The 359-nt window shown below is 67.0% G+C and carries 1 protein-coding gene; it reads right to left on the bottom strand.

Features of this window, described 5'->3' with window-relative positions:
* Positions 1–359: acyclic terpene utilization AtuA family protein (locus tag AC1DKR_RS21480; protein WP_478035266.1), on the bottom strand; the 359-nt coding region annotated here is incomplete at both ends.

The following is a 359-nucleotide window of genomic DNA, read 5'->3' as shown; positions in this document are numbered from 1 at the left end:
TGCCAGGCACCCRCACTCGATGATGTGGCCGGCCAGACTGCCTTGGGMCAGGCGRTCATAGTCGTYCGCMTGCCARCCGAACTCRTGCATCWGCACGCCGAGYGTCACGGCACTGTCCACGCAGCGTCCGGTGATGACGATCTGGGCCCCCTGGTCCAGCGCCTGCCTGATCGGCAACGCGCCCAGATAGGCATTGGCGCTGACCACGTGCTCTGGCAAGGGGCGGCCTTGCTGCATGTCTTGCACACCGGCTTCGCGCAGCTGTGGRAGCAGGGGCATCACGTCATCGCCTTCCACCACGGCAATGCGCAGCGTCAGGCCCTGTTCCGCCGCCAGAGCGGCAATGGCCTGCGCACACC

The sequence above is a fragment of the Stenotrophomonas sp. 01N47 genome, from assembly GCF_056399165.1.
The sequence above is the reverse complement of the archived record's forward strand: the minus strand, read 5'-3'. Positions and strand labels throughout refer to the sequence as shown.